Here is a 25,435-nt window from a genome sequence, read left to right on the forward strand (position 1 = left end):
CATAATCGGGGGTGGTGTCGGACATGGTGACTATCCTTCTTGCCGCCGCCATCGCATGGGGCAAGCGGTAGCGCCATTGCGCGTGCGAGACAATCGCTGCGAGGGAATGTTGCAGGCCGGATCACCGGCCTCGCAAAAATGTCATGGCCCAGCCGGTTTGACGCGCGCGGAGTCGCCCATTAATGGCGCGAGCAATGGGATCGATCATGTTGCACATGGTGCGACCGCTTGTGGTTGCATACGTATGCGTGAATGCTACGGGGAACGTAGCGGATTCGCCCCCGCCTATTGCACCGCCGCCATCCCGACTGGCTGAGGAGACACGACCTTGACCTCGCTTGCACATCCGCTGTCCGCCCAGAACCTTGCAACCCGGGCGACCATCCACGCCAATCTCGGCACGCCGGCGCTGGTGGAACATGCCCTCGCACGCGGCGAAGGCAAGCTGACGCGGGACGGCGCGCTGCTGGTGGAAACCGGCAAGTTCACCGGGCGCAGCGTGAAGGACAAGTTCATCGTGCGCGATGCCGCGACCGAGGACACGATCAACTGGGGTGCTATCAACCAGCCGATGAGCCCGGAACACTTCGCCGCGCTGAAAGCCGATTTTCTCGATCACCTCGAAGGGCAGGACGAAATTTACGTCGCCGACCTGTTTGGCGGCTCGCAGCCCGAATACCGGGTGAATGTGCGGGTCGTCACCCAGATGGCGTGGCACAACCTGTTCGTGCGCACCCTGCTGGTGCGCCCCGTGGCTGACGAAGTGGCCAGCTTCGCGCCCGAATACACCATCATCAACCTGCCCAGCTTCAAGGCTGATCCGGAACGCCATGGCTGCCGCAGCGACACGGTGATCGCGGTCAGCTTCACTGAAAAGCTGATCCTGATCGGCAACACCGAATATTCGGGCGAGATGAAGAAGGGCGTGTTTGGCCTGCTCAACTACCTGCTCCCCGCGCAGGGCGTGATGCCGATGCATTGCAGCGCCAATATCGGGGCCGACGGTAAAAGCGCGATTTTCTTCGGCCTGTCGGGCACGGGCAAGACCACGCTTTCGGCCGATGCCAGCCGCACCCTGATCGGCGATGACGAACATGGCTGGTCGGACACCGCCGTGTTCAATTTCGAAGGCGGCTGCTATGCCAAGATGATCAACCTTTCAGAGGAAGGTGAGCCGGAAATCTACGCGACGACCAAGATGTTCGGCACGATCCTCGAAAACGTGGCGATGGACGAAGCGAGCCGCGAACTGGATTTCACCGATTCCAGCAAGACGGAGAATACCCGCGGTGCCTATCCGATCGAATCGATCCCCAACACCAGCGAGAAGAACCTCGGCCCCGCGCCCTCCAACGTGATCATGCTGACCGCCGATGCCTTTGGCGTGCTGCCTCCGATTGCGCGGCTGACGGCGGATCAGGCGATGTATTACTTCCTGTCAGGCTACACCGCCAAGGTCGCCGGGACCGAGATCGGCGTGACCGAGCCGGAAGCGACCTTCTCGACCTGTTTCGGCGCTGCCTTCATGCCGCGCCACCCGAGCGTTTACGGCAACCTGCTGAAGGAACGCATCGGCAAGGGCGGGGCGCAATGCTGGCTGGTCAACACCGGCTGGACCGGCGGCAAGTACGGCACCGGCAGCCGCATGCCGATCAAGGCGACCCGCGCGCTGCTGAACGCCGTGCTCGATGGCAAGATGGACAGCGTCGAATTCCGCAAGGACCCGAACTTCGGGTTTGACGTGCCGGTGTTCGTGCCCGCGCTGGCCGAAGCAGGGCTGGACCAGACGATCCTCGATCCGCGCAGCACCTGGGCCGACGGGGCTGAATATGATGCCACGGCGCGCAAGCTGGTGCAGTTGTTCATCGACAACTTCGCCCAGTTTGCCGAGCATGTCGACGAAGGCGTGCGCCAGGCAGCCCCGGCCCCCGTTGCCGCCTGATTTACGGACTTGCTTGATTTCCGCCCCTGATTTTCTGGCATGCTGCGCCATCATGGCGTAACCTTGCCGGCGGATCGTGTGGTTTCATCAGCAAGGAAGGGCAGGCATGAGCATTCTCGATGGTATCCTGAAGAACATCGGCGGCGCGCCCGATGACGTGGCCAATCTCGCCGCCAAGGTCGGGCTTGATCCGGCGATGGTCGAAAAGGCGATTGCTACGCTCGGCCAGACCCATGTGCTTGAGGGTGACACGGTCACGCTGGCAGCGGAAAAGACCGGGCTCAGCCCCGATCTGCTCAATCAGATTGTCGGCGCAATCGGCGGTGAAGGTTCGCTTGCCAATTTCGCGTCGGTTCTCGATCGCGACGGCGATGGCAATCCGATCAATGACATCATGGGTATGGCCAAGGGGCTGTTCGGCAAGAGCTGAAGGTGTCGTCAGCCGGGTTTGGCTCGGGTATCCTTAAGATATTGCCAGATCCGGCTGACCACCACCGAACCTTCGCCCACGGCGCTTGCCACGCGCTTGACCGATCCGGCGCGCACGTCGCCGACCGCGAATATGCCGGGCGCGGTGGTGGCGTAATCATCCGCCTGCCCTGCGCCTGCACCGGTGATCGCGAAGCCCTTGGCATCGGTAGCAGCAAGGCCGGAAAGCCAGCCGGTATAGGGATCGACAACCTCGATCTCGCCTTCGGCGACGTAAACGAACCGGTCGAGCGGTTCGCCGATATCCATCACGATGCTGCCCGCCGGATAGGTAAGCTCGCGCCCGATCGCGCAGATGGCATCGACATGGGCGGGGCAAGCGGCACCCGGCGCATGGTTTCAAGCTCTTGTCCCAACGTCTCCACGCACGCCTCCGCCGATCATCAGTGCAGCCGGTATCTGCGCCGGAGGATGCAAGTTGGGGTCAGGCCCTCGCCCCGGCAATATAGCGGCTGACAGTGTTGCCCAGCACGCTGAGCGGGGCATTCCCGCCCAGCACCACGGCGGTGTTGAACGCCTTGAAGTCGTAAGCCGCGCCCAGTTCCGTCTGTGCCCGTGCGCGCTGGCGGACGATTTCGCTGTGGCCGATCTTGTAGCCGCAGGCCTGCCCCGGCCAGCTGCAATAACGATCGACCTCGCTCGCCACTTCCTCCGCCTTCGAACCATTGCGCTCGACGAAGAACTGCCGCCCCTGTTCGCGGGTCCAGCGTTTGGAGTGCAGGCCCGTATCGACCACCAAGCGGCAGGCGCGGAAGGCGAGGGCTTGCAGATAGCCCAGCCGCCCGACCTTGAATTCGTCATAGGCGCCCAGTTCATCGGCCAGCTGTTCGGCATAAAGCGCCCAGCCTTCGGAAAAGGCGTTGAAGGCAAGGATCGAGCGGATCAGCGGCAGGCGGTTGGAAAATTCGCCTTCCCACACGTGGCCGGGAATCGATTCGTGGTAGGCGAGGTCGGCCAGATCATACTTGCGGTGCAGATCGGTGGTGTGCAGGTTGATCCAGAACCGTCCGGGGATCGAACCATCCTTGCTGCCCGCGCCGCCATAGGCCCCCGGTGCGCCGGGCTCTTCGGTCAGGGGTAGCCGGCGCACTTCCAGCGGCGGATCGACCAGCTGGTTGAACGCGCGCGGCATCTGCGACCGGATCCACGCGACCCGGTCGTTGATGAAGGCGAAGATTTCTTCCCGCCCCGGATCGCCCTCGGCGAATTTGTAGCGCGGGTCGTTGGACAGCGCCTGCATCCGGTCACCGATGCTGCCTTTGGTATAGCCGATTTCCCGCAGGATCGGGTCCATCCGGCCGTGGATTTCATCCAGCTCGGCAAGACCCTGACGGTGGATTTCGTCCGGGGTCATCGCCGTGGTGGTCGAAGCGCTGACCGCCCAGCTGTAATATTCCTCGCCGATAGGCTGCGCCCACATGCCGGCATTGTCCGTCGCGACGGCGCGCTGCAGCCTGAGTTCGGCGAGCTGGCGTTCGAGTGCGGGGACGATACCGGCCGCGACAAAACGCGCGACCACCGGAGTCGATCGTTCTGCCCCGTCGGTCTCTGCCGCAACCAGCGGGCCGACATAACTGTTGGTCGCGCCAGCGATGCTCGCTTCCATCTGGGCGATGGCCTTGTCGAGCAGAAAGGCGGGAGGCACAAGGCCCATGCCGCGCGCGGCGCGGATACGCTCCAGTTCACCATCGAGGATCGCGGGAACTTCGAACAGTCGGTCCACATAGGCGCCGATATCATCAGGCGTCTTGAGCGGCTGAGTCGAGCCGAAAAAACGCGGCAGATCAATATAGCCGCCGACATTCTGGATCACCACATAGGGCGCGTTGCGCCAGCTGCCGACCGCGACATCGCCATAAGGCAGGGCCATGCCTTCCAATGCCTTGGAAAAGGCCGTTTCGACCACTTCGAAGCCCGTCTGCTGGTCGCTGGTCAGACCTTCTTTGGGATAGGCGCGGGCCTCGGCGATCAGTTCCTTCAGCGTCGCGGCATAATCGCTGCGCCCATCCGCACCCGGGGTGCCGAAGGTGGATCGCCATGCAGCATATTGGCCGGTATCAACCCCCAATCCCGTCGCCCGGCCCGGTTCGTGGGCGAGCATCCGGTAGGCGATCCGGTCCAGCGCGGCATCCGGGGCAAGATCGGCAACCGGCGCTCCCGCCGGCGGCATATCGCCGCGCGCGCAGGCAGGCAGCAGGGCAAGGGCGGAAACTCCGCCAAGCCCGGCAAGTGTCTGGCGGCGGGTGAAATCAGCATATCTCTCTCTCATGCAGCAGATTTGGCCGGACGGCCCGATCAAGTCAATTGCGCAGCGCTGCCTTGGCGGGCTAGAGCGCGCGCATGACCGATATCGTGCTCTCGATCGTGATGCTGGCCGCGCTGGCGCTGCTTGCTGGGGCCTACGCATTGTGGCGGCGCACGGGGCAGGTGAAGCAGCCTGCGCTGATGGTGCTGCTGGCGGTGATCGCGGTGCTCAACGTGCTGATCTGGACGGTGCCCACCAGCACTGGCGAAGCGCCGATTTCGCAGATCAAGGCCGCTGGGGAAGGGTAAGGCTTCCTCCGGCGGCCCTGTTCGGATTAAACGTTTCGGGTCAATCGGTTCGGATCAATCGGGAATTGTCCAGGTGATCATGCTCGCATAGCTGCCCGACACCGGCTTGCCCGAGGCATCGCGCGCCGGGGAAAAGCTGGCGCGCTTGCCGACCAGTTCGCAGGTCGCTGCATCCAGCGCGGCATGCCCGCTCGAACGGGTAATGGTGCAGCCGGTCACCTTGCCCGCCGCGTCGATCGTGAGCGCAAAGCGCGCCGTGCCCGAAAGGCCCTCCCTGATCCAGCGGATGCGGTAATCGCTGTTGCGCACCCAGCGCCCGGGATTGCCGCGCGGGGCGGCGGTAACCGGCTGATAGGGCGATGCGCTGGGGGCAGGGCCGGGGATGCCGAAATCGACCGGCCCCGTCACTGGCCCGACCAGTTCGTCCACGCCCGGCAGGCTTGCAATCGGATGGCTGCTGCCGAAGTCGATCGGGATATTGTCCGGGCGGGTCACGGTGGTGGTGGTTGACTGCTGGGGGCGGGTAGCGGCGGCGCTGGTCTGTTCAATCGGCTCGGGCGGCGGCGGAGGGATCGGGATCGGTTTGATCGTGAACCCCTTGAGCGTGGGCGGTTCGGGCGCGATCACGACCTTGACCGCGAGGCCGACCACCAGCAGCGCGGCAACTCCGGCGGGTATGCCGAGCGCCCCGGCAAGGGCGACAGGATTGGGACGGCGGGTGTTGGAGGCATAGTTCATCAGGGGGTTCCTCTCTCCATCATCGTGGGAGCGGTGGCCGGAGCGCCGATGACGAGCGAAAGCCTCCGGCCCCGCTCAGGCGCCAGAGTACTATGATTTTTGCTAGGGGCGAAGAAGTTTCGCGTTGCGTTTCAGAACCTTGTCTTGCCGCGATGCAATAAGTCCCGAGATTTGCAAGAGTTTGGCCCGCCAACGGACGGGCCACAAGTGTGACCACGCGTCCGCAGGTGCCCGTAGCGTAGCGAAGGAATAGCGCCGAGGACTGCACGCCGGAGGGCGTGCAGCCAACAAGACTATTTAATCGGACAGTCCGGTGAGAGCCGGAAGTCGAGATAATTGTCCACCGACCCCATCAGTTCATCCATCTCGTTCTCGAAGAAGTGGTTGGCGCGCGGAATTTCTTCGTGGTGGATGGTGATGTGCTTTTGCGTGCGCAGCTTGTCGACCAGCTTCTGCACTGCGGCGGGCTGCACCACGGTATCGGCCGCGCCCTGCACGAAGATGCCGCTGGCAGGGCAGGGGGCGAGGAAGCTGAAATCATACATGTTGGCGGGCGGCGCGACCGAGATGAAGCCGCGCACTTCGGGGCGGCGCATCAGCAATTGCATCCCGATCAGCGCGCCGAAGCTGTAGCCCGCGATCCAGGTGCTCTGCGCTTCGGGATGGACCGACTGCACCCAGTCGAGCGCCGAGGCCGCATCGGACAATTCGCCCACGCCGGAATCGAAGCTGCCCTGAGAACGCCCCACGCCGCGAAAATTGAAACGCAAGGTCGCAAACCCGCGATCAGCGAAGGTCTTGTAGAGTCGCTGCACGATCCGGTCATTCATCGTGCCCCCGCCTTCGGGATGCGGATGGAGGATCATCGCCACTGGCGCACGCGGGCGCGGCGGCGGGGAGAAACGGCCTTCAAGACGGCCTTCGGGGCCGGGAAAGATGACGGATGGCATCGGTGAACCTTATGAACGAGAGGCGTGATCAAGTGGCCGCAAACCGCCGGTGGCGCCCGCGAAAGCGCGCTCTATATAGGGCGCGATGGCAAATTCGCAATTTTTTGTGCGGCCCCGCGCCGTGAGGGACGCAAATGGCTGAGCGGGTCTACCTTGATCACGCCGCAACTTCGCCTCTGCGCCCTGCGGCGAAGGCGGCAATGGAGGAGGGGTTCAGGCTGTGGGCCAACCCTTCGTCCCCCCACGCCGAAGGCCGCAAGGCGAGGGCTGCGCTGGAGGATGCGCGCGAGCGGATCAAGGCGGCGCTGGGGTGGAACGGGGAGTTGATCTTTACGAGCGGCGCGAGCGAGGCGCTGTGGATTGCGCTCAACCGGGCGAAGGTGGAGCGCCGGATCGTCAGCGCGGTCGAGCATGACGCGGTGTTTCGTGCCGCGCCGGATGCCGAGGTGGTGCCGGTCACTGACGGCGAAGTTAATCCCGAAACGCTGTCAAACAGCGCAGGCGCACTTGCGGCAGTGCAGTACGTCAATTCCGAAACTGGCACGAATTTAATGCCATACGTGCAGAGCAAGCTGGCGGAGTCGGTTCGAGATGGGGGCGGGCAACTGCTCGTCGATTGCTCACAAAGTGCGGGCAAAATTGCACTACCCGAAGCCGATATGCTTGTTGTCAGCGCACACAAATTTGGCGGGCCGATAGGAATTGGCGCGTTGCTTGTGCGGGATTTCAACCTGATCGACCCCGTCGGCGGGCATGAACGCGGCTATCGGCAAGGCACCGAGAACCTGCCCGGAGCAATGGGCATGGCGGCAGCGCTGGAAGCTGGCGGGTTGGACAGTTGGGCAACCACAGTCGAACAGCACTTCGACTTCAAGAACGCACTTTTCAGTCATGGTGAAGTGATCGCACCTGGCTCTCAGTGCTCCCACATCTTCGCCGTCGCCCACCCTACCCTCTCAGCCCAAGCCCTGCTGATCCGCCTCGACGCGATGGGCTTTGCCGTGTCCGCAGGCAGCGCCTGTTCCTCGGGCACGCTGAAGAAAAGCCGGGTGCTCGATGCCTTTGGTGTGCCGGACGATGTGGCCGCGCGCACCATCCGGGTGAGTCTGGGGTGGAGCACTACGCCCGAGGAGCTGGAGCGGTTTGCAGCGGCGTGGGCTTCGCTATGTTGACCTTGTTCGTCTCCCCGGGCTTGACCCGGGGCCCCGCTTTCTTGTTTCCGGCGCGCAGTCCTCGGCGCTGCTCCTTCGCTTCGCTACCGGCGCCTGCGGGCTGGCAGTCGCCCTTGCGACCCGTCCTTTGGCGGGCCGGTCTGAACGGCTGGTGACCCCATGATCTACCTCGACTACCAAGCTACCACCCCGCTCGCGCCCGAAGCGCGTGAGGCGATGCTGCGCTGGCTCGGCGGGCCGGATAGTGACACCTTCGGCAATCCGCACAGCCCGCACCGCATGGGCCGCATGGCGGCGGCGGCGGTGGAGACCGCGAGGGAGCGGGTCGGCGCGCTGCTGCCCGAAGCCGGCAAACTTATCTTCACCTCCGGTGCGACAGAGGCGCTCAACATGGCGCTGCAAGGCACGCCGGGCGATGTCATCACCTTCGCCACAGAACACGCTGCCGTGCTCGATTGCGCCCGCGTGGTCGAGGCGCAGGGGCGAAGCTTCACGGTGCTGCCCGTGCGCCCCGATGGCCGCGCCGATCTGGACGCGCTGCAGGCCGCAATCACGCCGCAGACCGGCCTTGTTGCTGCGATGGCAATCAACAACGAGATCGGGGTGCGCAACCCGCTCGCCGAGATCACCCGCATCGCGCGCGCCGCCGGAGCGCGGGTACTGGTCGATGCGGTGCAGGCCTATGGCCGTGTGCCGGTGGAGGTCCCGGCCGATTACATCGCTATTTCCGCGCACAAGATCCATGGTCCCAAGGGGATCGGCGCGCTGTGGCTGCGCGAAGGCGCGCCCGCGCCAGCGCCGCTGCAACTGGGCGGCGGGCAGGAGGCGGGGCTTCGTTCGGGCACGCTCTCGCCCGCCTTGTGCGCCGGGTTCGGCGCGGCTGCGCAGGTGGCTGCCGAGCGCATGGGTGAGGATTCGCTCCATATCGAACGGCTCTGGCGCAGCGCGCGCGCGGCCTTTGCCGGGTGGGAGCTCAACGGCAGCGCCGAACATCGCTGGCACGGCAATCTCAACATCCGCCGCGCCAATGAGCATGGGGGCCTTGATGTCGCCCGGCTGATGAGCGATTGCCGCAATGTGATGTTCTCCGCCGGTAGCGCCTGCGCCAGCGGATCGGGTCGGCCCAGCCATGTGCTGAAAGCCATTGGCCTTGCCGATTGGCAAGCAAAGGCCTCTATCCGGCTGGGCTTCGGGCGCTATACGACCCCTGAGGATATCGAATCCGCTGCCGCCACCATCAATGCCGCCGCCAGGGAGCAGGGCCTGTGAGCATCACCATCACCTTCCTCGACCCGCATGGCAAGCCGGTCGCCGCCAATGCCGAACCCGGCGATAATCTGCTGCGCGCAGGGCAGGCCGCAGGCCTGCCGCTGGAAGGCACCTGCGAAGGGCAGATGGCCTGTTCGACCTGCCACGTGATCGTCGCCGCCGATTGGTTCGACCGCCTGCCGCCCGCCTCGGAGGAGGAGGAAGACATGCTCGATTTCGCCGCCGGTGCGCGGCGCACCTCGCGGCTGTCGTGCCAGATCGAACTGACAGCGGATATGGCCGGCCTCACCGTCAGCGTCCCTTCGCAAAGCAACGATCTCAGGCGGATGTAAGCCCTCAACCCTGTGGAAACACCTCTCCCTCGCGCCGCGCGGGATTGCTAGACCAGTCTCATGTCCGATCCCTTTATCACCCCGACTGAAGACCCGTTCGACGCGATTGTCGATGCGCCCTTCGATGCCGCTCTGTCCGAGCGTTATCTGGTCTATGCCCTGTCCACCATCACCGCGCGCAGCTTGCCCGATCTGCGCGACGGGCTGAAACCGGTCCATCGCCGCCTGTTGTGGACGATGCGCCAGCTCAAGCTTGATCCGGGCAATTCCTTCAAGAAAAGCGCCCGCGTCGTGGGCGAAGTGATCGGCAAGTATCACCCGCATGGCGATACGGCGGCCTATGATGCCATGGTGCGGCTGGCGCAGGATTTCTCGCTGCGATACCCGCTGGTCGAAGGGCAGGGCAATTTCGGCAATGTCGATGGCGATAATGCCGCTGCCTATCGCTACACCGAAGCCCGGCTGACCAGAACAGCAATGCAATTGATGGAAGGTCTGGACGCAGGCACCGTCGATTTCATTCCCACCTATAACGGGGAGGAAGAAGAGCCCGAATTGATGCCGGGCCTGTTTCCGAACCTGCTTGCCAACGGGTCGAGCGGGATTGCGGTTGGCATGGCCACCAGCATTCCCAGCCACAATGTCGCGGAAATCATCGACGCAACGCTGGAACTGATCGACAATCCCCATGTCACCCACGAACGGCTGATGGAGCTGTTCCACGGCCCCGATTTCGCCACCGGCGGGCAGGTGATCGATAGCGCAGCGAGCATTGCCGAGGCCTATCGCACCGGGCGCGGGGCGTTCCGGGTGCGGGGCATGTTCCATGCGCCCGAAGCGAAGGAGCCCGATGATGTTGCTGCGGGGATCGAGCGGCTGGGCGGCGGCCAGTGGCAGCTGGTCATTTCCGAAATCCCCTATCAGGTGGCCAAGGGCAAGCTGATCGAACAGATCGCGCAAGCGATTGCCGATCGCAAGCTGCCGATCCTTGAAGATGTGCGCGACGAAAGCGACGAGGCGATCCGGATCGTGCTGGTGCCCAAAAGCCGCAATGTCGATCCCGATCTGCTCAAGGAAAGCCTGTTCAAGCTGACCGATCTGGAAACCCGCTTCAGCCTCAACCTCAATGTGCTGGATGCGACCCGCACCCCGATGGTGATGGGGTTGAAGGAACTGCTCGACCACTGGACCGCAGCCCAGATCGACATTCTCCAGCGCCGCACGCGCCACCGGCTCGACCAGATCGAAAAGCGGCTGGAACTGGTGCGCGGCTATATCATCGCGTTCCTCAACCTTGACCGGGTGATCGAAATCATCCGCACCGAGGACGAGCCCAAGCCCGTGATGATGGCCGAATTCGAGCTGACCGACCGGCAGGCCGAGGCAATCCTCAACATGCGCCTGCGGTCCTTGCGCAAGCTTGAAGAAATGCAGCTGCGCAAGGAGCAGGACGAATTGCTGGCCGAGGAGGCCGAACTCAACGCCCTGCTTGAAAGCCCCGCCCGCCAGCGCACCCGGCTGAAGCGCGATCTGAAGGCCCTGCGCAAGGATTATGCCGAGGATACGCCGCTTGGCCGCCGCCGGACGCTGATTGCCGAAGCTGCGCCGACGGTCGAATTCTCGATGGATGCGATGATTGAAAAGGCGCCGGTGACGGTGATCCTCAGCCAAAAGGGCTGGATCCGCGCAGCCAGCGGCCACGTGCCGCTGGATCAGGAATTCAAGTACAAGGAGGGCGATGGCCTTGCCTTCATCGCCCACGCGCAGACCACCGACAAGCTGCTGCTGGCCGCATCCGACGGACGGTTCTTCACGCTCGGTTGCGACAAGCTTCCCGGCGCGCGCGGCTTTGGCGAACCGGTTCGCACCATGATCGACCTTGAAAGCGAGGCCAATGTTGCAGCGATGATGGTGCACCGTCCCGGCGGCCGGTTGCTGCTCGCCTCAAACCACGGCAAGGGCTTTGTTGCACAGACCGAGGAATTGCTGGCCGAGACCCGCAAGGGCCGGCAGGTGGTGAACCTGAAGGACGGCGCGGTGCTGCGGGTGATCCGCGAGATTCCCGAAGGCCACGATCACGTCGCCTGCGTCGGCGACAATCGCAAGCTGGTGGTGTTCAACCTTGAAGAACTGCCGGTGATGACCCGCGGGCAGGGGGTGCAGTTGCAGCGTTTCCGCGACGGGGGATTGTCGGACGCGATCACCTTCGTGCTCGGCGATGGCCTCAGCTGGCAGATGGGCGGATCGGGCGAACGCACCCGGACAGAGACCGAAATCCGGATGTGGAAGGTGGCGCGCGGCGCAGCCGGGCGGATGCCGCCGCAGGGGTTCCCCAAATCCAACCGCTTCGATTGACGCCGGGCGCAAAAAAGGCCGGGGTGACGCTGTCGGCGCCGCCCCGGCCTTTCGCTGTTAGGTGTTGAGGCCTGCGGCTTACTGCGCGGCGCCGCTTGCCCCGTCGTCATCGCCCGTAGCACTGGCGGTTTCCTTGGCCCGGGCCTGTGCGGCAGTCAGGATTTCGGCGCCTTCGGGCACTTCGACGGTGTTCGCGGCCAGCTGCTGGGCCGAATAGAGCGCCATCAGCATCCCTTCGGGGTTCACGGCGAAGGATTCGCGGGTCAGGCTGACGATGCCCGCGTCATTCTGGATGATCACGGCGTCTTCGCTGTCGATGGTGTAGATCGTGCCGGCCGGCATGCCATCGGCGCTGACCACCGCAGCGCCTTCGACCAGCGCGGCATCGCGCTTGGCATTGGCTTCGGCGACCTGCGCGTCCATCATCGCATCGATCTGGCCCTTGGTGGCGTTGATGCTGGGACCGGTTTCGCCCGCGCCGATCAGTTCAGCGGGGATCGGTGCCTTGTGCTTGCCGGTGTCGATCAGCACCACGCCGTCCTGGACAGCTTCGACCGTGCCGATCGGGTTGCCATCATTGCCGTAGACGGTCGCGCCGACATCCTGCGCATTGGCGGCAACGGGAGTCAGGGCCGGAACGGCGGCGAGCAGGGTGGCCAGCAGCGCCAGCTTGAGGGATTTCATCGATGTTATCTCCATCTTTGCATTTCATAGAAGCACTGCCCGAGTGCAGAGGCGGCGGGATACGCAATGCCGGGTGGCCAAAAGACCGGGGCGAGAGGCCGGCAAAAGCACCGGTTGAGGTTGAACGTCCATGCAGTAAATGCACGAAACCCGCGCCGGGTTCCTAGACGGTCAAAGCGGCGGCTGACAACCGCATCGGCCGTGCGGGAGCTTCCGTTTGTCGTCCCTATGGTGCGGTTCACCCCGCCGGGCTGTATCCGTCCAGTGCCTCGGTCAGGAGTTGCTCGATCCGGGCGGGGCCGGGAAAGCCTTCCGCCACCCAGCTTTGCTCGACCATTTGCAGGATGCGCGCGACCGCCGGCCCGGCGGTGATACCGCGCGCCACGATCGCGCCGCCCTTGAGCGGAAACTCCGGTATCTGCCATTCCGCCAGTGCGCGCGCGTCGCTGCCCAGCAGCAGCAGCCGGTCGACGGCAAGCGGCATGGTGAGACGGTAGGCGAGGGCGTGGGGGTTGTCGCTGTCGTCCGCCTTGCGCTCGGCAGCGGTAACCAACCGGTTGCGCTGGGCTTTTGACAGCCGCAGCCGCGCGGCCACCGTTTCGGCGACATCGGGCGAGGGCGGCAGCAGCGCAGCGAGGCGGCGAACCGGATCGGCGGTAAAGCCTTGGCGCAGCTCGGCGGCGATCAGGCGTTCGAGCGCGGCAAGCTGCGCGGCGCAGGCCTCGGGCAGGATCACGCCGAGCACGCCGCCCGTCCGCATCCGTTCCAGCGTCGGGTGCGGATCGGGCAGCGCGAGCAGCGCCAGCAGCTCGGCTGCAATGCGTTCGCGGCTGAGGCCTTTCAGGGTATGAGCCAGTTCGGTGCAGGCCTGTTCGGCCTCGGTATCCAGTTCCGATCCGAACCGCGCCTGAAAGCGGTAATAGCGCAGGATCCGCAGGTGATCCTCGGCGATCCGTGCGCGTGCAGAGCCGATGAAGCGCACCCGGCGTGCGGTGAGATCAGCGAGGCCACCGAAGAAATCGGCAATCTCCAGCGTCTCCGGATGGGCATAGAGCGCGTTGATGGTGAAATCGCGCCTTGCGGCATCCTCGCGCCAGTCGCTGGCAAAGACGATGGTCGCGCGCCGCCCATCGGTGGCGACATCGCGGCGCAAAGTGGTGATCTCGACAGGCCCATCCTTGAGAATCGCGGTAATGGTGCCGTGGTCGATTCCCGTCGGCACGGTGCGGATGCCCGCTGCGCGGCAGCGGTCAATCACCGCATCGGGGGTGAGCAGGGTGGCGCAATCGACATCGCGCACCGGCTGCCCCAGCAGGCTGTCGCGCACCGCGCCGCCGACCCAGCGGATGTTCTCGGCGCCCAGCGCCGCAGTCAGCGTGGCCAGCCCGGCGCGGCGTGTCCATTCGGCTTCGGCCAGATCACGCAGCATCCTTCAGCCTTTCCACCGCGATGCGGCGCGCAAGGTTGGCGATGATCGCCGCGGTCACGCCCCAGATCCGGAAACCCTGCCAGTCGAGTTCGAGATAACGCCGCGTGGCTCCGCGCCAGAACACCTCGTTGGTGGTCCAGCTGGCGGGATCGAGCAACAGCGAAAGCGGCGCTTCGAACCAGTCGGCCACCTCGATCGGATCGGGCTGCAAGTCGAGCCCCGGCGGGACCACGCCCAGCACTGGCGTGACGATGAAGCCGGTGCCGGTGTGATAGACATCGCTGGTGCCGATCACCCGCACTGCTTCGGGCGGCAGGGCAAGTTCCTCCTCGGCCTCGCGCAGGGCGGCGGTGACGGCGTCCTCGCCCGGATCGATCTTGCCGCCGGGAAAGGCGACCTGCCCCGGGTGATCGCGCATCGATCGGGGGCGCTGGGTCAGGATGACCTGCGGATCATCGGGCACATCGGTCACGGCGATCAGCACGGCGGCAGGCGTGGCACGGCCATCGCGGGCGAATTGCGCATCGCTGAGCAGGTCGGGGATGTCGCGCGCGTGACCTTCCGCGAACAGGCGGGACAGCGGCTCGTAAAGGCTGGGGCGGGCAGGCATGGTCATGGCAGCAGCGAGAAGGTCGCGCCCCGGCTCGCGATCTGCCAGCCCTTGTCCTGGGCGCCTTCAGCCAGCGCGATGTCCGCGAGCTGGGCATAGGTCGAACGGTTGAGCCGCGCCTCGCAGCCGTGTCGGACTTGGAGGTAAAGCGCCGGGGTTTCGGCATCGCCCGCAGCGCGCAAGGGGTGCTCCGGTCCGGCGATCACGAGGTCATCCGTGTTGAGTCGAAACACCAGCGCATCATCGGCGCGCGCGCAATCAGTGGCGATAAAGGCCGCGTCCTCGACTTCAATCGACAGCTTCTCGAACGGGGTGACGAGCCAGTGCTGACCGGCCTCCTCGCGCTTCAGCAGCCCGGCAAAGGCGCGCACCATCGCCTCGCGCCGGATCGGCGCGCCTTCGTGGTACCATGTCCCATCGGCAGCGATCCGCATGAAGCTGTCGCCTTGCCTTTGCGGCGCCCAGCCTTCCACCGCCGGCAATTTGCGCTGCGCGACGAGATCGGCGATTTGCGCAAGCGTCAGTTCGGCAAGGTATGGGGGCGGTTCGTAAGGCATGGTATGTTCAATGCGATGCCAGAAGCAGGGGTTCCCGCCAAGAGGGGCAAAGACTCAGGCCTCCCACGGCCCCAGCATCCCTTCGGCCGGCATGGCCGCCAGCGCCGCGCCGCGGGCCAGCAAGCGATCAGGTTCATAAGGGCCGGGACAGCGCCAGCCGCCGGTCATGGCGGCGGAAAAGCCCCAGCGCCCGTAATAATCCGCATCCCCGATCAGCACCTGCGGCAAGCGCGATTGCCGTACCGCTCCGCTACTTGAGGACGGGCTTCTCTGCCCTACCGCTCCGCTACTTGAGGACGGGATTGCCCCGCGGCCGTTTGCCGCGAGCCGTGCATCGGCATCGAGCATCGCGCTCATCAATCCCACGCCAAAGCCTTCGCCTTGCCGTTCGGGGACGACCGCAACCGGCCCGACCATTACCAGCGGCACCTGCCCCTGTTTGGTCTGCAAGGCGATCGGCCAGCACTGGATCGTGCCGACCAGCAGCTCGTCCTCGTCCAGTGCGGCGAAACTCAAGGTGGGCAGCCACGGCATCCCTTCGCGGATGCGATAGGCCGTGCGCGCGTGGCGATCCGGCCCGAAGGCACGGTCGAGCACCGCCTCGATCATGGCGGGATCGACCGCCTCGAGCGGGATCAGCGTGGCAGTGGCGGCGGCGTTCATTGAGGGGTGAGCTTCAGCACCCGCCCGTCCTCGCCGTCCTCGGCAATCCAGATCGCCCCGTCCGGCCCCTGTTCGACCGAGCGCAGCCGCCGGTCGAATTCGTGGCGGGCGACTTCGCGTGCGCTGTCGCCTTCAATCGCGACCCGCACCAGTGCCTGGGTGCTGAGGCCCGCGATCAGCGCCTGCCCTTGCCACGCGCCGAACATCTCGCCCGAATAGAGGATCATGTCACCCGGCGCGATCACCGGGGTCCAGCTGATGACTGGCTGAGCGAACCCATCATCCGCCGAATGATCGGGGATCGGGTCGCCATTATAATGTTCGCCATTGGAACGGATCGGCCAGCCGTAATTGGCGCCGCGCTGAACCAGGTTCAATTCATCCCCGCCCGCCGGGCCATGTTCAACTTCCCACAGGCGCCCTTCGGCATCCCAGTCCATGCCCAGAATATTGCGGTGGCCATAGGACCAGATTTCCGCCGTGACCCCGCCCTTGTCGGCCATCGGATTGCCGGCTGCAGGCGTGCCGTCGAGGTTGAGACGCACAATGGTGCCGAGGGTGTTTGATGTGTCCTGCGAAGGCTGCATCTTCTGCCGCTCGCCGCTGGCGATGTAGAGATATTCGCCATCGGGCGAGATGCTGATGCGGTGCGAATAATGCCCGCGGCCCGTTACCTTGGGGGTCTGGCGCCAGATCACGTCCAGCCCCTCGATGGCGCAGGCTTCAGCCTCGGCGCAGACCAGCGTGCCCTTGCCGACCACGGCGCCGCGGGTATCGTCCGCCCCGGCCTCGGCCCAGCTCAGATAGATGGTGCGGCGGCCCAGCTCGGCGGAAGCTTCGGATGCGAGAAAGGCGATGTCGCCAAGCCCGCCCTGACCGCCATAGGCAACCTCGGGCAGGCCGCTGACGGTGCCGACTGTTCCGCTTGCTGTGTCGAGGAACTTCATCGTTCCGGCTTGCTCGGTCACGAACAGGATCGGCGTGCCGGGGGCGAATTCGATGGCCCAGGGTTCGGCAAATGTGGCCATCTCGGCGACCTGAAAAGCGGCCCCGTCTGTTGCCAAAGTGGCGCTTTCCCCGGATTCAGCCCCGGTTTTTGCATAGCCGCAGCTTGCCAGCATCAGCGTGGGCAGGGACAGTGCGGCGAGGTAACGGGATGAACGGATCATGCTAGGGGTCACTCCGGGTTTTACTGTCACGAACGGCAAGATCATCATTGGCGTCGACGAGGCCGGTCGCGGGCCGCTGGCCGGGCCGGTGGTGGCCGCGGCGGTTGTGCTTGGGCGCGAGATACCTGCGGGGCTCGACGATTCCAAGCGTCTTTCCGCAAAACGCCGCGGCGTGCTCGATCAGGCGGTGCGCGCGGGTTGCTGTTGGGCGGTGGCAGTGGTCGCGCCCGACGAGATCGACCGTGTGAACATCTTTCAGGCGACGATGCTGGGCATGACCCGCGCGGTGACGAGTCTGACAGCCGCGCTGGGTGCTGGCCCGTACGAGGTGCTGATCGATGGCAACATGACCCCGGCAGGCCGCTGCGGCGAATGGTGCTGGCCTGCGCGAGCGATTGTTGGCGGTGACGGGATCGAACCGGCCATCTCCGCTGCCTCTATCATCGCCAAGGAATGGCGCGACCGGATGATGGTGGAGGCCGCGCAGGCGCACCCGCATTACGGCTGGGAACGCAACAAGGGTTATGGCACGGTCGAACATATGGACGCGCTGCGGGTGCATGGGCCAACGCCGCTGCATCGCCGCAGCTTTGCGCCCGTCGCGCAATTGACGCTTGTCTGATCGGATTTTTCCATCCCATGATGATGGCGCGGTGAGTCCTTCGGGCCACACCGCTGCATATCGAGTCCCCCAAGGCAGGGGGGACTCAACATCTTGTGCCGGTCCCGGTTCGTTCCACCCATCGGCGGCGCCCTTTACCGCGTGTTAAGCATAAGCTGCGCAAAATTAGGTGCTTGACGCGGACTCTTCAAAGACTCATGCCTGTGGATAAGTTGCAGGCAACAGGCGGGGCCATTCCGGTGAGTGTGATAGAAAAGGTAAAGTCGCGGGCGAAAAGCGTTGTAAAGACGCTGGAAACTGCACGTTCGTCCGATCTGCCGCTCAACCATATCCTGCCGGGCGACTGTATCGAAGCGATGCGCAGCCTGCCCACCAACAGCGTCGATCTGGTGTTTGCCGATCCGCCCTATAATCTCCAGCTCGGGGGCGATCTCAACCGGCCTGATGGCAGCCATGTCGATGCCGTGACCGATCACTGGGACCAGTTCGACAGCATGGCGGTGTATGACAGGTTCACCCGCGAATGGCTGACCGAGGCGCGGCGCGTGCTGAAGCCCGATGGCGCGCTTTGGGTGATCGGCAGCTATCACAACATCTTCCGCGTCGGGGCGATCCTGCAGGATCTGGGGTTCTGGATCCTCAACGACATTGTCTGGCGCAAGACCAATCCGATGCCCAATTTCAGGGGCACCCGGTTTACCAACGCGCATGAAACCCTGATCTGGGCGAGCATGGGCGAAAAGGCGCGTTATCAGTTCAATTACCGCGCGATGAAGACGCTGAATGATGAACTTCAGATGCGCAGCGATTGGGTCATGCCGATCTGCGCAGGGGGCGAAAGGCTGAAGGAAAACGGCAAGAAAGCTCACCCGACCCAGAAGCCCGAGGCGCTGCTTTACCGCGTGCTGCTGGCGACGACCGAGAAGGGCGACGTGGTGCTCGACCCGTTCTTCGGCACCGGCACGACCGGCGCGGTGGCCAAGCGGCTGGGCCGCGAATGGATCGGCTGCGAGCGCGAGGATTTCTACCGCGAAGTCGCGATGAAGCGGATCGAAAAGGAACTGCCGCTGGATGAAAGCGCACTGACCACGATGCAATCCGCCCGCTCCGCGCCCAAGGTGGCGTTTGGTGCGGTGGTCGAAGGCGGGCTGATCCCGCCCGGCACGCAAGTGTTCGACAAGAAGCGCCGCTGGATTGCCACCGTGCGCACCGATGGCAGCCTTGAATGCGGCGGCAAGACCGGTTCGATCCACGGCCTTGGCAAGGAATTGCAGGGCGCGCCTTCGTGCAATGGCTGGGCCTTCTGGCATTATGAACAGGGCGGTGACGTGCAGCCGATCGACGCCGCGCGCCAGCTTTACCTGCTGGCGAACGAGGACTGATTGCCGCAGACCTTCCCATGACTGACTGCATCTACCTCCACCCGCTCACGCTTATCTCAGGGCCGCAGGCGGTGGATGGCGATGCCGTGCGGCTAGGCGGGTCGATGGCCTATGCCCGCGAATTCGCGCTGGTGCTGCGCGGGGCGGATGGCGGTGTGACCGAACGGATCGTCACCACGGCGGCGGGCATGGACGAGGCGATGGCGCGCCTGCCCGATCTTGCCGCGCGCGAGGCGGAGCGGCAGTGGAACAACATCCGGAAAATCCATGCCCCGCTGCAACTGGGTGGGCGCACGATCCGGCTCGACCAGCCGCAGGTGATGGGCATCCTCAATGTCACGCCTGACAGCTTTTCCGATGGCGGGCAGCACGACAGCGCCGATGCGGCGCGCGCGCATGCCGCTGCCATGCTTGAGGCAGGCGCGGCGATCATCGACATTGGCGGGGAAAGCACGCGCCCGGGCGCAGCCGCGACCTTTGAGGACGAGGAAATCCGCCGGGTCGTACCGGCTGTGCGCGCCGCTGCCGATATGGGTGCGGCGATCAGCGTCGATACCCGCCGCGCCGGAGTGCTGGAGGCCGCGATTTCTGCCGGCGCGCACATGGCCAATGATGTCTCGGCCTTGCGCTATGATCCGCGCAGCGTTGAACTCGCGGCGCAACTGGGCTGCCCGGTGGTGCTGATGCACGCGCCCGGCAGCGGCGAGGATCTCCACGCCGGGGGCAAGTATCACGATGTGGTGTGCGACGTGTTCGATTTCCTGCGGCTGGCGCGCGAAAGGGCGATTGTCGCCGGGGTCGCCGAAGAACGCATCATGCTGGATCCCGGCATTGGCTTTGGCAAGTCGCTGGGCGAGAACCTTGGGTTGATCAATGCCTTGCCGCTGTTCCATGCGCTGGGCAGCCCGCTGTTGCTGGGTGCCAGCCGCAAGCGCATGATCGGTGCGCTGTCGCACGAGGAAGAGGCGGCTGGCCGGCTGGCGGGATCGATCGCTCTTGCGGTCAGGGGCATGGAGGCCGGGGTTCACCTGCTGCGCGCGCATGATGTTGCCGAGACGGTGCAGGCGCGCAATGTGTGGCGCGGTCTGCGCGATGCGGCGCTGACGGATTTTTCGCAGCTCCCGCCTCTTTGAGCCGGTCTTTCGCGCGCGCCACACATCTGTCATGCAGCGCGGCCAGAACATCGCCAATCGCGAATCTCCCAAGGAGCCTTTTGATGCGCCAGTCGCTGCTTGCCGCCACCATTCTTGCCGCTTTCGGTCTCGCCGCCGGGCCGCTCATGGCCGATGATCATGCGGCGAGCAATGATGCGCCGGTTGCAGTCAGCCTTGCGCCCGATCAGTTGCTTGCGCCCTATTATGCCGAGCTGCGCAAGCAGGTGGTCATGCCCGAAGCCGGGCCGAACCCGGCGCTAAACCCCGCCACCACGCTCACCCGTATCGCCTTTGGCAGTTGCAACCACCAGTCCGCCCCGCAGCACATGTGGGCGCAGATTGCCGCCCAGAACCCGCAGCTGTTCCTGATGATCGGCGACAATGTCTATGGCGATAATGGCTGGGATGCCGATGCCGGGCTGGAAAGCTTGCGTAAATCCTATGCGCTTCAGGCCTCGCACCCAGAATTCGCGGGCTTTCGCGCGCAGTTCCCGATGATGGCGACGTGGGACGATCATGATTTCGGCCTCAATGATGCGGGCGGCAGCTTCCCGATGCGGCGCTGGGGCGAGGAATTGTTCGAGACGTTCTGGAATTCGTCAGATGCGGTGCGCGCGCGCCCCGGGGTCCATGACAGCAGCATCACCGGGCCGGAAGGGCGCCGCGTGCAGGTGATCCTGCTCGACACCCGGTTCTTCCGTTCCGACTTGAAGCGCATGGAATGGAGCCGCGCGCGCCCGCCGCTGGGCGGCTATCTGCCCGATGACAACCCGGCCAAGACCATGCTGGGGGCGGAACAATGGGCCTGGCTCGAAGGTGAGCTGGCCAAGCCCGCCGACCTGCGCATTCTCGTCTCATCGGTGCAGGTCATTACCGATGCGCACCAGTTCGAAGGCTGGACCAACATGCCCGCCCAGCGCGACCGGTTGTATGATCTGCTGGCAGACCGCGAAGACAGCGGGCTGGTGATCCTGTCAGGCGATCGCCACGCAGGCGGCATCTACAAGACCGAGCACAAGGGGGAGACCTTGTGGGAGCTGACCAGTTCCTCGCTCAACCTCGCCTTCGGCAATGACAATGACCGCAGCACCGCGCGCGAGCCCGATGGGCGCCGTGTGAGCAAGTTCTTCTCGGTCGAGAATTACGGTCTGGTCGATATCGACTGGCAAGCGAGGGCGCTGACCATGACGCTGAAAGGCAATGATAGCGGGACGCTGGCAGAACAGACGTTCAACTGGTGATGTTCTTGAAATGTTTCACGTAGAACATTTCCGGCCATGTTGGATCTGCGTGAAAAAATCCTGTCAGTTCAAAGCGTAAAGCCGCCGTCCGAAACCATCACATGTCCGGTGATGTTGGAAGCGGCATCGCTCAGCAGGTAAAGGATGGTCTCGGCCATCTCTTCCGAGGAGGCAAAGCGGCCCGAAGGCGTGGTCTTGGCCATGGCCTTCAGCGTTGAATCGCGCCCGATCGCGGCGACCGAGCGTTTGAAATCCTCCCCGCTTTCCCAGATCGCGGTGTCGACCCCGCCGGGTGCGATGGCGTTGACACGAATGCCCAGCTTCGCGTTTTCCACCGCCGCGATCCGCGCCATGTGGGCGACCGCGGCCTTGGACACGCCATAGGGGCCAATGCCGGCCACCGGCTTGATCCCGGTGGTCGAGGCGACCACCACCGCGCTGCCGCCGCTCTCTCCCATCGCCCGCAACGACGAGGCGAGGGTCATGAAGGCGCCATCAAGATTGACCGCCATCACGCGGCGCCATTCGGCCAGCGAAAGGCTGGCAATCGGCCCGCCCGAACCAATCCCGGCATTGACGATCGAATGATCGAGGCCGGTCATCTGCGGTTCGAGTTCGGCCCACAGCGCTTCGTCGGCGACGCTGCCGGTGATGCGGTGGACATTGCCCGCAAGATCCAGCGCATCCAGCCCCGCGCCATCGACATCGACGAGAAACAGCTGCGCTGCCCCGCGCTCCGCCAGCGAGCGTGCACAGGCGGCCCCGATGCCCGATGCCGCCCCGGTAACGAGCGCCGAGCGCCCTTGGAAATCCTGAATTTGTGTCATGTTGACCGGCTAGGCCTGCCAGCCGCACCAATCAAGCGGCGTTATCGATCCCGAGATCGGAAAGCTTGCGATACAGGGTCGAACGCCCGATCCCCAGCCGGCGCGCCACTTCGGTCATGCGCCCGCGATAATGCCCGATCGCCAGCCGGATCACGTCCGCCTCGATTTCCTCCAGCGGGCGCAGATTGCCGTCCGGGGTGTAGAGCATGATGCCCACGCCATCATGCGCATCCAGCGGCCGCGCGTTGCCCTGTTCGCCCAGCAATTCGGACAGCTGCGGAAAACTTTCGGCGGTCAGCGTGTTGCTCTCGCAATAGACCGCGGCGCGGAACAGCACCGATTGCAGCTGGCGGACATTGCCCGGCCAGTCATAGGCCGCCAGCAACGTCAGCGCGCCTTCGGAAACAGACAGGTGGTTCAGGCCCGGCTGTTCGCCGATCCGGGCAAGGAAATGGCGAGCAAGCGCCGAAATATCGCCGGTCCGCTCGCGCAGAGGTGGCAGGTGGATGCGGGTGGCCCCGAGCCTTGCACCAAGCGCGGCGTCGAACTGCCCGGCTTCGACCATCCGGTCGAGCCCGACATTGCTGGTCACCAGCAGCCGCACATCGAACCTGTAGCCATAGCTCGCGCCCACCGGGCGGATGATTCCGCTTTCAAGCGCCTCGCCAAGGCGCTGTTGCAGCACCGGGGTCAGGCGGTCGACATCATCCAGAACCAGTGTTCCGCCGTCGCAATGCTGGAACGCACCGATCTGGCGGTCAAACGCGCCGGGGAAGGAGCCGGGTTCGTGCCCGAACAGCACGGATTCGATCGAGCCTTGCGGAACGCTGGCAAGGGCGATGGTCCGCAAGGGTTCCTTGGCACGCGGACTGGCCGCGTGCATCGCGCGCATCAGCATTTCCTTGCCGGTGCCGCTTTCGCCTTCGATCAGCACATGGCCGTGGCCGCGCGCAGCCTTGGCCGCCTGCGCCAGCGCGGTGCGAAAGGGCGGGGCGGTGCCGATCATCGCGTCGAAATCGAGGCTGGCCGACATCTTTTCGGTCAGCGGGGCGAGTTCATCGCGCGGGGACTCGCGGGTGGTGGCGCTGCGCAGGGCTTCCATCAGGCGGTCGGGAGAGACCGGCTTGACGAGGTAATCGCTGGCGCCTGCGCGCATGGCCTCGACTGCCAGCAGCGGCGAGGCGCTGGTCGTGAGCATCAGGATCGGCAGCGCGGGGCGCCGCGATTTCAGTTCGGCGATCAGTTCGCAGGCATTGTCACCCGGCACCCATTGGTCGAGCAGGATGGCGGAAAGCAGCATCCCTTCGCGCGTGCCGAGCATGGCGATCGCGGTTTCGGCATCGGGCGCGACGATGGTGCGCCATCCATCGCGCGCGGCAATCGCCGAAACGAGCCGCGATTGCGCAGGCTCATCGTCGATCAGCATCACGATTCGCGCATCGCCATCAATCTCGGGGTGGCAATCCATTTCAGCCATCAACCTTGCCGCTCGCCTTTCCTGGCCCGATCTCTTTTGCCGGGCTGACACAGGCCCTCTGCATAAGACGCAGGGGTAAAGACGGGATTAAGGCTGTTGTACGAGCGAAAGAGGCATTGTTTGGCAGCCGTGGGCGGAGGACTCTCATTAAAGGTGACTTGAGCACAAGGCTCTGCTTCGATACGGGGACGGTCAGAAATTCCGGCACCGTGCGTTTTGCTGCAACCAAATGCCGCCTGCGGTGTTGAAGAGCCCAAGGGGAAAGACACGAGATGAACGTTCACGACATTGAAAAGGCCGAAGCGACCTACAGCGGGTTCATGACGGCGCTGAAATGGGCTGTTCCGGTGATTGCGCTGATCGTCCTGTTCGTCATCATGCTGATCGCGGGTTAGGGCGGGGCAAACATGAAGATCGCCATTCTGAAGGAGCGCGCGCCCGGTGAGACGCGCGTCGCAGCCACGCCCGAAACGGTAAAGAAGTTTTCCGGCCTTGGCCTGTCGCTCGCCGTCGAGAAGGGAGCCGGGCTTGCCGCCTCCGTCACCGACGAAGCCTATGCCGAAGCCGGTGCCAGCATCGGCACTGCCGCCGCGACGGTGAAGGACGCGGATATCGTGCTGGGCATTCAGGCACCTGACCTGAAGCTGCTCAAGGGTGCAAAGCCGGGTGCATGGGTGGCGGCGCTGTTTGATCCGTTCGCGGCCCGCAATGTGGTCGATGCCTATGCTGCTGCCGGGTTTGAGGCGCTCAGCATGGAATTCATGCCGCGCATCACCCGTGCCCAGAGCATGGACGTGCTGTCTTCGCAATCGAACCTGGCCGGTTACAAGGCGGTGCTGGCGGCAGCCGATGTCTATGGCCGCGCCTTTCCGATGATGATGACGGCAGCGGGCACAGTGCAGGCTGCACGCGCTTTCATCATGGGGGTGGGCGTGGCGGGCCTTCAGGCGATCGCCACCGCGCGGCGGCTGGGCGCGCAGGTGTCAGCCACGGACGTGCGCTCTGCCACCAAGGAACAGATCCAGTCATTGGGCGCGAAGCCGATCTTCGTGGAAAATGTCGCGGGGATCGAAGGCGAAGGTTCGGGCGGCTATGCCACCGAAATGAGCGAGGAATACCAGAAGGCGCAGGCCGAACTGGTCAGCTCGCACATTGCCAAGCAGGACATCGTCATCACCACGGCCCTGATCCCGGGCCGCGCCGCGCCGCGTCTGATCACCGACGCGCAGATCGCAACGATGAAGCCCGGCAGCGTGATCTTCGATCTCGCCGTGGCGCAGGGCGGGAATGTGGAAGGATCAAAGCCGGATGAGGTCGTGGTCAGTCACGGCGTCAACATCATCGGCTTTTCCAACACGCCTGCGCACCTGCCCGCCGATGCTTCGGCGCTGTTTGCGCGCAACCACTATAATTTCCTGTCGGCTTTCTGGGACAAGGAGGCGCAGCGGCCCGTGCTCGACGAGGAAATCGGAGGCGCGATCCGCCTGACTCAGGGCGGCAAGGTCGTTAACGAACGGCTGCTGGGGGCTTAAACCATGGACTTCATTTCAATTCTCAGCATCTTCGTACTGGCCTGCTTCGTGGGCTATTACGTTGTCTGGTCGGTGACCCCGGCGCTTCACACTCCGCTGATGGCGGTAACCAATGCGATCTCCTCGGTGATCATCGTCGGCGCGCTGATCGCGGCGGCCGAGGCGCAGAGCCCGGTGGCCAAGTACCTCGGCCTGTTCGGGGTGGTGCTCGCCAGCGTCAATATCTTCGGTGGGTTCGCGGTAACGCAGCGAATGCTCGCCATGTACAAGAAAAAGGAGAAGTAAGTG

General features: G+C 64.6%; 26 protein-coding genes. 14 read left to right on the forward strand and 12 right to left on the reverse strand.

The window, feature by feature from the left end:
* Nucleotides 1-328: 328 nt before the first annotated feature.
* Nucleotides 329-1,942, forward strand: a complete 1,614-nt coding sequence (locus BUA05_RS00510) for a phosphoenolpyruvate carboxykinase (RefSeq protein ID WP_072672710.1) — start codon at nucleotides 329-331, stop codon at nucleotides 1,940-1,942.
* Between the two features lie 106 nt (nucleotides 1,943-2,048).
* Nucleotides 2,049-2,372 (forward strand): hypothetical protein, encoded by a 324-nt coding sequence (locus tag BUA05_RS00515; RefSeq protein ID WP_072672711.1) that lies wholly within the window; start codon nucleotides 2,049-2,051, stop codon nucleotides 2,370-2,372.
* Between the two features lie 8 nt (nucleotides 2,373-2,380).
* On the opposite strand, the gene BUA05_RS00520 is transcribed toward BUA05_RS00515, so the two are convergent.
* Nucleotides 2,381-2,680, reverse strand: coding sequence for an NAD(P)/FAD-dependent oxidoreductase (locus BUA05_RS00520; RefSeq protein ID WP_072672712.1), 300 nt, complete (start codon nucleotides 2,678-2,680; stop codon nucleotides 2,381-2,383).
* A 175-nt stretch (nucleotides 2,681-2,855) separates the two neighbouring features.
* Nucleotides 2,856-4,700, reverse strand: coding sequence for a DUF885 domain-containing protein (locus BUA05_RS00525; protein ID WP_072672713.1), 1,845 nt, complete (start codon nucleotides 4,698-4,700; stop codon nucleotides 2,856-2,858).
* A 71-nt stretch (nucleotides 4,701-4,771) separates the two neighbouring features.
* Between BUA05_RS00525 and BUA05_RS00530 the strand changes: the two genes are divergently transcribed.
* A complete protein-coding gene (locus BUA05_RS00530; protein WP_072672714.1) occupies nucleotides 4,772-4,984 on the forward strand; it encodes a hypothetical protein in 213 nt (70 codons plus the stop codon).
* 54 nt (nucleotides 4,985-5,038) lie between these two features.
* Here the strand turns inward: BUA05_RS00530 and BUA05_RS00535 are convergent, their stop codons facing one another.
* Both BUA05_RS00535 and BUA05_RS00540 read right to left on the reverse strand, forming a co-directional pair.
* Complete coding sequence (locus tag BUA05_RS00535) at nucleotides 5,039-5,722, reverse strand: energy transducer TonB (RefSeq protein ID WP_072672715.1); 684 nt, start codon at nucleotides 5,720-5,722, stop codon at nucleotides 5,039-5,041.
* Between the two features lie 293 nt (nucleotides 5,723-6,015).
* Complete coding sequence (locus BUA05_RS00540) at nucleotides 6,016-6,672, reverse strand: alpha/beta hydrolase (RefSeq protein ID WP_072672716.1); 657 nt, start codon at nucleotides 6,670-6,672, stop codon at nucleotides 6,016-6,018.
* Nucleotides 6,673-6,872: 200 nt separating this feature from the next.
* On the opposite strand from BUA05_RS00540, the gene BUA05_RS00545 reads away from it, so the two are divergent.
* The 4 genes from BUA05_RS00545 to parC all read left to right on the forward strand — a co-directional run bounded on the left by BUA05_RS00545 (nucleotide 6,873) and on the right by parC (nucleotide 11,800).
* Nucleotides 6,873-7,844, forward strand: coding sequence for a cysteine desulfurase family protein (locus BUA05_RS00545; protein WP_245790036.1), 972 nt, complete (start codon nucleotides 6,873-6,875; stop codon nucleotides 7,842-7,844).
* A gap of 159 nt (nucleotides 7,845-8,003) precedes the next feature.
* Complete coding sequence (locus BUA05_RS00550) at nucleotides 8,004-9,113, forward strand: cysteine desulfurase family protein (RefSeq protein WP_072672718.1); 1,110 nt, start codon at nucleotides 8,004-8,006, stop codon at nucleotides 9,111-9,113.
* 2 nt (nucleotides 9,114-9,115) lie between these two features.
* Nucleotides 9,116-9,445 carry a 2Fe-2S iron-sulfur cluster-binding protein gene (locus tag BUA05_RS00555; protein ID WP_072672857.1) on the forward strand — a complete coding sequence of 110 codons (330 nt, stop codon included), beginning with the start codon at nucleotides 9,116-9,118 and terminating at the stop codon, nucleotides 9,443-9,445.
* A 60-nt stretch (nucleotides 9,446-9,505) separates the two neighbouring features.
* Entirely contained in the window at nucleotides 9,506-11,800 is a 2,295-nt protein-coding gene (gene parC, locus BUA05_RS00560) for a DNA topoisomerase IV subunit A (RefSeq protein WP_072672719.1), read from the forward strand.
* A gap of 78 nt (nucleotides 11,801-11,878) precedes the next feature.
* Here parC and BUA05_RS00565 read toward each other — a convergent pair whose 3' ends face one another.
* The 6 genes from BUA05_RS00565 to BUA05_RS00590 form a co-directional block, all read right to left on the reverse strand.
* Complete coding sequence (locus tag BUA05_RS00565) at nucleotides 11,879-12,484, reverse strand: hypothetical protein (RefSeq protein ID WP_072672720.1); 606 nt, start codon at nucleotides 12,482-12,484, stop codon at nucleotides 11,879-11,881.
* Between the two features lie 238 nt (nucleotides 12,485-12,722).
* Nucleotides 12,723-13,913, reverse strand: a complete 1,191-nt coding sequence (locus BUA05_RS00570; protein ID WP_072672721.1) for a CCA tRNA nucleotidyltransferase — start codon at nucleotides 13,911-13,913, stop codon at nucleotides 12,723-12,725.
* A complete protein-coding gene (locus BUA05_RS00575; protein WP_084662388.1) occupies nucleotides 13,903-14,529 on the reverse strand; it encodes a CoA pyrophosphatase in 627 nt (208 codons plus the stop codon). Before BUA05_RS00575 ends, BUA05_RS00570 begins: the two co-directional genes overlap by 11 nt.
* Nucleotides 14,526-15,080 (reverse strand): DUF1285 domain-containing protein, encoded by a 555-nt coding sequence (locus BUA05_RS00580; RefSeq protein ID WP_072672723.1) that lies wholly within the window; start codon nucleotides 15,078-15,080, stop codon nucleotides 14,526-14,528. The genes BUA05_RS00575 and BUA05_RS00580 overlap by 4 nt, the downstream gene beginning before the upstream one ends.
* 54 nt (nucleotides 15,081-15,134) lie before the next feature.
* A complete protein-coding gene (locus tag BUA05_RS00585) occupies nucleotides 15,135-15,743 on the reverse strand; it encodes a GNAT family N-acetyltransferase (protein ID WP_072672724.1) in 609 nt (202 codons plus the stop codon).
* Entirely contained in the window at nucleotides 15,740-16,912 is a 1,173-nt protein-coding gene (locus BUA05_RS00590; protein WP_072672725.1) for a PQQ-dependent sugar dehydrogenase, read from the reverse strand. Before BUA05_RS00590 ends, BUA05_RS00585 begins: the two co-directional genes overlap by 4 nt.
* Here BUA05_RS00590 and BUA05_RS00595 point away from each other — a divergent pair.
* The 4 genes from BUA05_RS00595 (at nucleotide 16,911) to BUA05_RS00610 (ending at nucleotide 21,311) form a co-directional block, all read left to right on the forward strand.
* Nucleotides 16,911-17,534: a ribonuclease HII gene (locus BUA05_RS00595; protein ID WP_072672726.1), complete on the forward strand. Its 624-nt coding sequence runs from the start codon at nucleotides 16,911-16,913 to the stop codon at nucleotides 17,532-17,534. The two genes, BUA05_RS00590 and BUA05_RS00595, sit on opposite strands and share 2 nt — an antisense overlap.
* 197 nt (nucleotides 17,535-17,731) lie before the next feature.
* Nucleotides 17,732-18,916: a site-specific DNA-methyltransferase gene (locus BUA05_RS00600; protein ID WP_072672727.1), complete on the forward strand. Its 1,185-nt coding sequence runs from the start codon at nucleotides 17,732-17,734 to the stop codon at nucleotides 18,914-18,916.
* Nucleotides 18,917-18,933: 17 nt separating this feature from the next.
* Nucleotides 18,934-20,049: a dihydropteroate synthase gene (folP, locus tag BUA05_RS00605; RefSeq protein WP_072672728.1), complete on the forward strand. Its 1,116-nt coding sequence runs from the start codon at nucleotides 18,934-18,936 to the stop codon at nucleotides 20,047-20,049.
* 83 nt (nucleotides 20,050-20,132) lie between these two features.
* Nucleotides 20,133-21,311, forward strand: coding sequence for an alkaline phosphatase D family protein (locus tag BUA05_RS00610; RefSeq protein WP_072672729.1), 1,179 nt, complete (start codon nucleotides 20,133-20,135; stop codon nucleotides 21,309-21,311).
* A 68-nt stretch (nucleotides 21,312-21,379) separates the two neighbouring features.
* Here BUA05_RS00610 and BUA05_RS00615 read toward each other — a convergent pair whose 3' ends face one another.
* The gene (locus tag BUA05_RS00615) at nucleotides 21,380-22,138 is read right to left on the reverse strand and encodes an SDR family NAD(P)-dependent oxidoreductase (protein WP_072672730.1); all 759 of its coding nucleotides are present in this window, start codon (nucleotides 22,136-22,138) and stop codon (nucleotides 21,380-21,382) included.
* A gap of 31 nt (nucleotides 22,139-22,169) precedes the next feature.
* Entirely contained in the window at nucleotides 22,170-23,615 is a 1,446-nt protein-coding gene (locus BUA05_RS00620; RefSeq protein ID WP_425429498.1) for a sigma-54-dependent transcriptional regulator, read from the reverse strand.
* A 272-nt stretch (nucleotides 23,616-23,887) separates the two neighbouring features.
* Here BUA05_RS00620 and BUA05_RS00625 point away from each other — a divergent pair, with 272 nt between their 5' ends.
* Genes BUA05_RS00625 through BUA05_RS00635 form a run of 3 tightly spaced genes read left to right on the forward strand, consistent with a single transcriptional unit; the run spans nucleotide 23,888 to nucleotide 25,432 of the window.
* Nucleotides 23,888-24,010, forward strand: a complete 123-nt coding sequence (locus BUA05_RS00625) for an aa3-type cytochrome c oxidase subunit IV (RefSeq protein ID WP_072672731.1) — start codon at nucleotides 23,888-23,890, stop codon at nucleotides 24,008-24,010.
* A 12-nt stretch (nucleotides 24,011-24,022) separates the two neighbouring features.
* Entirely contained in the window at nucleotides 24,023-25,147 is a 1,125-nt protein-coding gene (locus BUA05_RS00630) for an NAD(P) transhydrogenase subunit alpha (protein ID WP_072672732.1), read from the forward strand.
* Between the two features lie 3 nt (nucleotides 25,148-25,150).
* The gene (locus BUA05_RS00635) at nucleotides 25,151-25,432 is read left to right on the forward strand and encodes an NAD(P) transhydrogenase subunit alpha part 2 (protein ID WP_072672733.1); all 282 of its coding nucleotides are present in this window, start codon (nucleotides 25,151-25,153) and stop codon (nucleotides 25,430-25,432) included.
* Nucleotides 25,433-25,435: the final 3 nt, after the last annotated feature.

This window comes from Erythrobacter sanguineus, assembly GCF_900143235.1.
In the GTDB taxonomy this organism is placed as follows: Bacteria; Pseudomonadota; Alphaproteobacteria; order Sphingomonadales; family Sphingomonadaceae; genus Erythrobacter; species Erythrobacter sanguineus.

Bases quoted from the DNA above. Each gene is read 5' to 3' on its own strand.
- BUA05_RS00515 (WP_072672711.1), top strand. From the start codon at position 2,049: ATGAGCATTCTCGATGGTATCCTGAAGAACATCGGCGGCGCGCCCGAT.
- BUA05_RS00520 (WP_072672712.1), bottom strand. From the start codon at position 2,680: ATGGATATCGGCGAACCGCTCGACCGGTTCGTTTACGTCGCCGAAGGC.
- BUA05_RS00525 (WP_072672713.1), bottom strand. From the start codon at position 4,700: ATGAGAGAGAGATATGCTGATTTCACCCGCCGCCAGACACTTGCCGGG.
- BUA05_RS00530 (WP_072672714.1), top strand. From the start codon at position 4,772: ATGACCGATATCGTGCTCTCGATCGTGATGCTGGCCGCGCTGGCGCTG.
- BUA05_RS00535 (WP_072672715.1), bottom strand. From the start codon at position 5,722: ATGAACTATGCCTCCAACACCCGCCGTCCCAATCCTGTCGCCCTTGCC.
- BUA05_RS00540 (WP_072672716.1), bottom strand. From the start codon at position 6,672: ATGCCATCCGTCATCTTTCCCGGCCCCGAAGGCCGTCTTGAAGGCCGT.
- BUA05_RS00545 (WP_245790036.1), top strand. From the start codon at position 6,873: ATGGAGGAGGGGTTCAGGCTGTGGGCCAACCCTTCGTCCCCCCACGCC.
- BUA05_RS00550 (WP_072672718.1), top strand. From the start codon at position 8,004: ATGATCTACCTCGACTACCAAGCTACCACCCCGCTCGCGCCCGAAGCG.
- parC (WP_072672719.1), top strand. From the start codon at position 9,506: ATGTCCGATCCCTTTATCACCCCGACTGAAGACCCGTTCGACGCGATT.
- BUA05_RS00565 (WP_072672720.1), bottom strand. From the start codon at position 12,484: ATGAAATCCCTCAAGCTGGCGCTGCTGGCCACCCTGCTCGCCGCCGTT.
- BUA05_RS00570 (WP_072672721.1), bottom strand. From the start codon at position 13,913: ATGCTGCGTGATCTGGCCGAAGCCGAATGGACACGCCGCGCCGGGCTG.
- BUA05_RS00575 (WP_084662388.1), bottom strand. From the start codon at position 14,529: ATGACCATGCCTGCCCGCCCCAGCCTTTACGAGCCGCTGTCCCGCCTG.
- BUA05_RS00580 (WP_072672723.1), bottom strand. From the start codon at position 15,080: ATGCCTTACGAACCGCCCCCATACCTTGCCGAACTGACGCTTGCGCAA.
- BUA05_RS00585 (WP_072672724.1), bottom strand. From the start codon at position 15,743: ATGAACGCCGCCGCCACTGCCACGCTGATCCCGCTCGAGGCGGTCGAT.
- BUA05_RS00595 (WP_072672726.1), top strand. From the start codon at position 16,911: ATGCTAGGGGTCACTCCGGGTTTTACTGTCACGAACGGCAAGATCATC.
- BUA05_RS00590 (WP_072672725.1), bottom strand. From the start codon at position 16,912: ATGATCCGTTCATCCCGTTACCTCGCCGCACTGTCCCTGCCCACGCTG.
- BUA05_RS00600 (WP_072672727.1), top strand. From the start codon at position 17,732: ATGCCTGTGGATAAGTTGCAGGCAACAGGCGGGGCCATTCCGGTGAGT.
- folP (WP_072672728.1), top strand. From the start codon at position 18,934: ATGACTGACTGCATCTACCTCCACCCGCTCACGCTTATCTCAGGGCCG.
- BUA05_RS00610 (WP_072672729.1), top strand. From the start codon at position 20,133: ATGCGCCAGTCGCTGCTTGCCGCCACCATTCTTGCCGCTTTCGGTCTC.
- BUA05_RS00615 (WP_072672730.1), bottom strand. From the start codon at position 22,138: ATGACACAAATTCAGGATTTCCAAGGGCGCTCGGCGCTCGTTACCGGG.
- BUA05_RS00620 (WP_425429498.1), bottom strand. From the start codon at position 23,615: ATGGCTGAAATGGATTGCCACCCCGAGATTGATGGCGATGCGCGAATC.
- BUA05_RS00625 (WP_072672731.1), top strand. From the start codon at position 23,888: ATGAACGTTCACGACATTGAAAAGGCCGAAGCGACCTACAGCGGGTTC.
- BUA05_RS00630 (WP_072672732.1), top strand. From the start codon at position 24,023: ATGAAGATCGCCATTCTGAAGGAGCGCGCGCCCGGTGAGACGCGCGTC.
- BUA05_RS00635 (WP_072672733.1), top strand. From the start codon at position 25,151: ATGGACTTCATTTCAATTCTCAGCATCTTCGTACTGGCCTGCTTCGTG.